This window comes from Trueperaceae bacterium (assembly GCA_019454765.1).
Lineage (GTDB): Bacteria > Deinococcota > Deinococci > Deinococcales > Trueperaceae > JAAYYF01.
In genome coordinates this window covers 24,572-31,213 of sequence record JACFNR010000023.1, presented here as the reverse complement: position 1 = coordinate 31,213, position 6,642 = coordinate 24,572, and the positions used below count along the sequence as shown (strand labels likewise).

The 6,642-nt window shown below is 72.5% G+C and carries 6 protein-coding genes and 1 riboswitch; of the genes, 3 read left to right on the top strand and 3 right to left on the bottom strand.

Features of this window, described 5'->3' with window-relative positions:
- Window positions 1–126: 126 nt before the first annotated feature.
- Both H3C53_08025 and H3C53_08020 read left to right on the top strand, forming a co-directional pair.
- Window positions 127–1,350: an NAD-dependent epimerase/dehydratase family protein gene (locus tag H3C53_08025; GenBank protein ID MBW7916611.1), complete on the top strand. Its 1,224-nt coding sequence runs from the start codon at window positions 127–129 to the stop codon at window positions 1,348–1,350.
- Window positions 1,351–1,366: 16 nt separating this feature from the next.
- The gene (locus tag H3C53_08020) at window positions 1,367–2,512 is read left to right on the top strand and encodes a glycosyltransferase (GenBank protein MBW7916610.1); all 1,146 of its coding nucleotides are present in this window, start codon (window positions 1,367–1,369) and stop codon (window positions 2,510–2,512) included.
- Between the two features lie 10 nt (window positions 2,513–2,522).
- Here H3C53_08020 and H3C53_08015 read toward each other — a convergent pair whose 3' ends face one another.
- From H3C53_08015 to H3C53_08005, 3 genes are all read right to left on the bottom strand, one after another.
- On the bottom strand, window positions 2,523–3,278 hold the full coding sequence (locus tag H3C53_08015; GenBank protein MBW7916609.1) for an ABC transporter ATP-binding protein: 756 nt from the start codon (window positions 3,276–3,278) through the stop codon (window positions 2,523–2,525).
- Window positions 3,279–3,292: 14 nt separating this feature from the next.
- Window positions 3,293–4,276, bottom strand: coding sequence for an iron ABC transporter permease (locus tag H3C53_08010; GenBank protein MBW7916608.1), 984 nt, complete (start codon window positions 4,274–4,276; stop codon window positions 3,293–3,295).
- Window positions 4,277–4,376: 100 nt separating this feature from the next.
- Complete coding sequence (locus H3C53_08005; GenBank protein ID MBW7916607.1) at window positions 4,377–5,258, bottom strand: ABC transporter substrate-binding protein; 882 nt, start codon at window positions 5,256–5,258, stop codon at window positions 4,377–4,379.
- Between the two features lie 124 nt (window positions 5,259–5,382).
- A riboswitch (cobalamin riboswitch) is annotated at window positions 5,383–5,512 on the bottom strand.
- A 67-nt stretch (window positions 5,513–5,579) separates the two neighbouring features.
- Here H3C53_08005 and zapE point away from each other — a divergent pair.
- Window positions 5,580–6,641: a cell division protein ZapE gene (gene zapE / locus H3C53_08000; GenBank protein ID MBW7916606.1), complete on the top strand. Its 1,062-nt coding sequence runs from the start codon at window positions 5,580–5,582 to the stop codon at window positions 6,639–6,641.
- Window position 6,642 lies beyond the last annotated feature (1 nt).

Genomic DNA, 6,642 nt, shown 5'->3' with positions numbered 1-6,642 from the left:
CCCGGGTCGGCGCCGCCGGAACGGCGCTCCCGGGTCGGCACGGGAGCGCGGCCGGCCCGGTGCTAGACTGGCCCAACTCGCGTGCCGTGCGGCTGCTGCCACGTGGCACGCTCACGGAGGCGCGACATGAAGGTGATCATCCTAGGCGGAGACGGCTTCTGCGGCTGGCCGACGAGCCTTCACCTGAGCAACTTGGGGCACGAGGTGGTCATCGTCGACAACCTCTCGCGGCGCGACATCGACAACGAGCTCGAGGCCTATAGCCTCACCCCCATCCAACCGATGGGCGTGCGGCTGGCCGCCTGGCGCGAGCTGACTGGCAAGGCGATGCGCTTCGTGAACCTCGACGTGGCGCAGGACTACGCCGGCCTGCTCGCCCTGCTCGAGAGCGAGCGCCCCGACGCGGTGGTGCACTTCGCGGAGCAGCGCGCCGCGCCCTACTCGATGAAGAGCAGCGCCAACAAGCGCTACACGGTCGACAACAACGTCAACGCCACCAACAACCTGCTGGCGGCGGTGGTCGAGAGCGGCCAGGACATCCACCTGGCTCACCTCGGCACGATGGGCGTCTACGGTTACGGCACGGCCGGCATGAAGATCCCCGAGGGCTACCTCGAGGTGGAGGTCACGACCGACGACGGCCGCAAGGTCAGCCAGGAGGTCCTCTACCCGACCAACCCCGGCAGCATCTACCACATGACGAAGTCGCTCGACCAGATCCTGTTCGCCTACTACGCCAAGAACGACAGGCTCCGCATCACCGACCTCCACCAAGGGATCGTGTGGGGCACGAACACCCCGGAGACGAAGCGCGACGAGCGCCTGATCAACCGTTTCGACTACGACGGCGACTACGGGACGGTCCTGAACCGCTTCCTGATGCAGGCGGCCGTCGGCTACCCGTTGACGGTCCACGGTACGGGCGGCCAGACGCGCGCGTTCATCCACATCACCGACACCGTCAAGTGCGTCCAACTGGCGCTCGAGAACCCCCCCGCGCGCGGCGAGCGCGTGAAGATCCTCAACCAGATGACCGAGACGCACCGTGTGCGCGACCTCGCCAACCTCGTGGCGAGCCTCACCGGCTGCGAGGTCGCGTACACGCCCAATCCGCGCCGCGAGGACGCCGAGAACGACCTCTTCGTGCGCAACGACCTCTTCCTCGACCTGGGGCTCGAGCCCACGACGCTGCAGGCCGGGCTACTCACCGAGGTCACCGAGGTGGCGCGGAGGTACGCGCACCGCGCCGACCTCAGCAAGATCCCGGCCAAGAGCACCTGGACACGCGACAACCTCCCCGGCGATCCGGCGCTTGCCAAGCGGGCGCAAGAGGCGGTGGGCAAGGCCTGATCCACGCGGCCGCGGCATGAGGATCGCGCTGTTCACCGAGGTCTTCCTGCCGAAGGTCGACGGCGTGGTGACGCGCATCACGCGCACGCTCGAGCAGTTGGCCGTGCTGGGGCACGAGGCCATCGTGTTCGCGCCGCACGACCCGCCGGAGTCGTACGCCGGTCACCGGGTCGTGCGGGTGCCGGCGCTTCCGTTCCGGCCCTGGTACCCGGAGCTCTTCCTGGGGTTGCCGCGGCCCCGCCTCGGGCGGGAGCTCGACCGCTTCCAGCCCGACGTTGTGCACGTCGTCAACCCGGTGGTGCTCGGGCTGTGGGGCACGGCCCTCGCCAAGCAGCGCAACCTGCCCCTACTCGCTAGCTACCACACCGACATCACGCAGTACGCCCTGCACCTGAAGCTCCCCATCCTGCAGGAGCCGTCGCGGCGCTTCCTGCGCGACGTGCACAACCAGGCGCACGTGAACCTGTGCACGAGCGTGCCGATGGTCAAGTCGGCGCGCGCCCTCGGCATCCGCCGCGTGCGGCTCTGGCCCAAGGCCGTCGACACCGACCTTTACCGACCGGAGCGCCGCACGAACGCGATGCGCGAGCGCCTCACCGGCGGTCACCCGGACGCGCCCCTGATGACCTACGTGGGCCGGTTGTCGTTCGAGAAGCGCCTCGACTGGCTGTACGCCCCCGTCACGCAGCTGCCGGGGGTGAGGCTGGCGCTGGTCGGGTCCGGTCCCGCCGAGGCCGAGCTGAAGCGGCGCTTCAAGGGCACGAACACCGTCTTCACCGGCTACATGTCCGGCCTCGAGCTCGCCGCCGCCTACGCCAGCTCGGACGTGTTCGCCTTCCCGTCCGACACGGAGACGCTCGGGTTCGTGGCCATGGAGGCCATGGCGGCGGGCGTGCCGGCCGTGGGGGCGCGCGCCGGCGGCATCCCCGACGTCATCGACGACGGCGTGAACGGCCTGCTGTTCACCCCGGGCGACCTCGGCGATCTCACGGAGAAGCTGCGGGCCCTCCTCTACGACGCGGGCGAGCGTCACCGCCTGGGCGCCCGCGCCCGCGCCGACATGGAGCGGCACGGTTGGCGCGCCGCCACCCAGGCCGTCGTCGACTACTACGACCTTGCCATCCGCCTGCAGCGAATCTTCGACCCGCCTAGCGTGCACTGAGGGGCGTTCGTCAGAAGCGGGGGACTATCACGGGCTCCGCGCCGGGCAGCACCTCGACGGGGGCCCTGAACACCCGCTCGACGGTCGCGGCGACGAGCACCTCCCGCGGCGTCCCGGCTGCCGCGAGGCGCCCGCCGTCCAGCAGCGCTAGCCTGTCGCAGCTGCGCGCGGCGAGGTTCAGGTCGTGGATCACGAGCAGCACGCCCACCCCGGCCGCCGCCTGGGCGCGCGCGTAGCGCAACAGGTCGACCTGGTAGCGGAGGTCGAGGTGGCTTGTCGGTTCGTCCAGGAGCAGGTAGGCGGGTTCTTGCGCCAGGGCGCGGGCGAAGACGACCCGCTGCAGTTCGCCCCCCGAGAGCGTCTCCACGCGGCGCCCGGCGAGGCCGCCCGTGCCGGTGGCCGCCAGCGCCGCCGCCACGGCCTCGTCGTCGCGCTTGCGGGCGGTCCCGAACAGGCCGAGGTGCGGAGCGCGGCCCATGGCGACCAACTCGCGGACCAGGAAGCCCGTCGGCACCTCCGGCGCCTGCGGCACCAAAGCCACCCTCCGCGCCAGCGCCGGGCGCGAGTAGGAGTCGAGGGGGCGGCCGTCGAGCCGCGCCTCGCCGGCGGCCTGCTTGACGAGGCCCGTGAGCACCCGCAGCACGGTGCTCTTGCCGGCGCCGTTGGGGCCGATCACGCCGACGACCTCGCCCGGCGCCACCCCCAGGGTCACGCCGGCGAGCGCCGGCGCCGCCGCCGGACGGAACGCCACGAAGGCATCGACCAGCTGGAGCCCGCGCGTCACGCCCCGGCGCCCCTGCCGTGCAGCAGCCAGAGGAAGAACGGCCCGCCCACCAGGGCGGTGACGATGCCGACCGGCACCTCCACGGGCGCTATGACGCTGCGGGCGACCAGGTCGGCGAGCACCATGAAGGCGGCGCCCCACACGGTCGCCGTGGGCAGCAGCCGGGCGTGGGGTCGGCCGAGGGCGAGCCGGGCGGCGTGCGGGACGATGAGCCCCACGAAGCCGATGATGCCCGCCACGCTCACCGCGGCGGCGGTCACGAGCGTGGCGACGCCGAGCAGGAGGAGCTTCACGCGCTCGACGTCGAGCCCGAGCAGCGCGGCGCCCTCCTCTCCAAGCTGGAGCAGGTCGAGCGCGCGCGCGAACGCGCCGGCCAGGGCGAGCGCCGGCAGGGTGAAGAGGAGCATCGCACGCACCTGACCCCAGGTCGAGAAGCCGAAGCCCCCAAGCAGCCAGGCGAGGATGCCGGCCGCCTGTTCGCGCGCCGCCACGAGCAGGAACGACGTCGCGGCCGTGAACAGCGACCCCACCACGACCCCGGCCAGGATGAGCCTGACGGTCGGCACCGCACCGCCCGTCCGAGCGAGGGCGAGCACCAGCGCCACCGTCAGGATGGCGAACCCGAACGCCACGAGCGGCGCGCCCAGGCGCGCCAACAGCGGCACGCCGGCGCCAACGGTCATGACGAGCACGGCGCCGAAGCCGGCCCCGCTGGCGGTACCGATCAGGTAGGGCTCGGCCAGCGGGTTGCGGAACACGCCCTGGAACACGCTGCCGGCCAGGGCGAGGCCGGCGCCCACGAGTGCGGCCAGCAGGACGCGGGGCAGCCTGAGCTGCCACACGACGCGGTCGAGCGGACCGAGCTCCTCGCCGCGCACGCCGCGCAGCAGGGCAGCCACGACCTGCCCCGGCTCGACGGTGACGCTGCCGAGCCCCACAGCCACGACCACGACCGCCAGCAGCGCGGCGGTGGACGCCAGCAGGGCGAGGGTCAGCGGCGACCGACCGCCGGTGGGCGTCGCGACGCGGTCTCCACCGCCGCCCCGGCCCCTGCTCGCTCGCGTCACCGCCGTCCCGGTCTCAGAGCTTGCCGGGGTGGAAGAGCCTCACGAGGACCTCCACCGCCTCGGCCAGGCGCGGTCCGGGGCGGCTGAGGAGGTCGGCGGCGGCCTGGTCGAGCTCGAACACCCGCCCGGCGACGACCGCCTTCACGCCGTCCCAACCGGGCCGCGCGGCGACGTCGGCGCTGGTGACCCCGAACGGCGCGTCGGTGAGGACCACGATCTCGGGGTCTTGGAGCACCACGTACTCGGGGTCGACCTGGGGGAAGTCGCCCATGGCGGCGGTCACGATGTTGGCGCCGCCGGCGGCCGTCACGAGTTCACCGAGGTAGGAGCCGGGGCCGACCGAGTAGGGCGTCGGGTCGAGCTCGACGAACACCGTCGGCCTGACCTCGTCGGCCAGCACGGCCGCGATCCCGGCGATCTCGCCGCGCAGCCGCCCGACCAGCACCGCCGCCTCCGTCTCGCGGTCGAGGACGCGGCCGAGCGTCTCCAGGAAGGCGTACGTGTCGGCCACCGACTGGGGCGAGCCGGCGTAGACGGCGATGCCGAGCTCGGCCAAGGGCGCCTGCAACCCGCTGTACTCGTCGACGAGGACGAGGTCGGGTTCGAGCGCGACGAGCGCCTCGAGGTCGGGCGCGAAGGCGTCGCCCAACTGGGTCACGGCGCTGACGGCCGCCGGGTAGTTGCTGTGCCGATCGACCCCCACCAGCGCGTCGCACGCGGCGAGGGCGCACACGCTCTCCGTATGGCTCGGCAACATGCTCACGATCCGCGTCGGCGCGGCGGCGAACACGATCTCGCGACCGAGGTCGTCGACGACCGTCAGTGGGTAGGAGGTGGCGGTTGCGGTGCCGAGGAGCAGGAGGCCGATGAGGACGTTAGCGAGGCGCCTGGACATGGAGCTTCTCCTTGGGCCCGCGCGGTCGAGGTTCCAGCCGTATCGGCGTGGGGTGGGCCGCAGTGGCCCGAGGTCATCGCGGCGCGAGGCTCCGCGCCCACCGACCTCCCTCGTCCGCGCAAGGGGTGCAGTGAGGTTCGCGGGCCGGTGTTCGGACTCGTCGGGCTCGGCGTGGCGAGCGACATACCGTTGCGGGACAGTGCCGGGATCGCACCGGCTTCCCCGACCTGGCGACCAGCGTCACTGTACGGCCCCGCCGGGCGGCCGTCAAACCCGGATGGTAGGCTCCCGTGCGTGACGGAGCTGCTGACGGTTGCGGACCTGAAGCCCCCGCCGCCGCCTTCGCCGAAGGACCTAAGGCCGCCGCCGCGCTTCGCGGGCGTCGCGTTCGAGACCTACGCGCCGCAGCACCCGTCGCAGGCGGCGGCGCGCGACCAGCTGCGCGAGTTCGTCCTAGGCCGCGATTGGCGCCACCGCGCGGGCGGCAGGGGGGCGACGCCCACCTGGTGGCCGTGGCAGAGGTCGAAGGCCGCGCCCGGTGCCGGGCTCTACCTGGACGGCGGCTTCGGGGTCGGCAAGACCCATCTCCTGGCGGCGGCCTACGCCGCCGCCGATACGCCCGAGAAGCGCTACTTGAGCTTCCAGGAGCTCGTCTACCTGATCGGGGTGCTCGGCATGGCGGGCGCGCACGCCGAGTTCGCGGCGACCGAGCTCCTGTGCATCGACGAGTTCGAGCTCGACGATCCGGGCAACACCCTCATCGTGAAGACCTTCCTGGCCGCGCGCTTCGCGGCGGGCACGGCGGTGGTGACGACCTCGAACACCCCGCCGGCCGCGCAGGGCCAGGGGCGCTTCAACGCCGACGACTTCAGGCGCGAGATCCAGTCCTTGGCGGCGTCTTTCCGGGTCATCCCGGTGGACGGCCCCGACTACAGGCAGCGCGCTCAGCGGGGGTCGTGGACGAGCGAGGCGGAGTTGTCGAGGCGCATCGCGACGGAGCGCGCGCCGGGCCCGCGGCTCTCGCTGAGCTGGCTGGAGCTGCTCGACCTGCTGCGGAGCGTTCACCCGACCCGGTTCGGCGGGCTCTTGGCGCAGGTGCGCGTGGTCTACCTGCACGGCGTGGCCCCGCTGGCGTCGCAGAACGACGCACTGCGCTTCGTTCACTTCGTTGACAAGGCGTACGATCGCCAGGTCGGGTTGCGGGCGAGCGGGGTCGGCGCCCTGCAGGACGTCTTCGACCCCTCCTACCGCGAGGGTGCCTACGCCAAGAAGCATCACCGCTGCGTCTCGCGCCTCGCTGAGCTGCTGGGCGAGGGAACGAGCCGCACCGTGGCAGCGCCCACCGAGCCCGAGGGCGACGTCCTGACGCCCACGGGCGACTGAC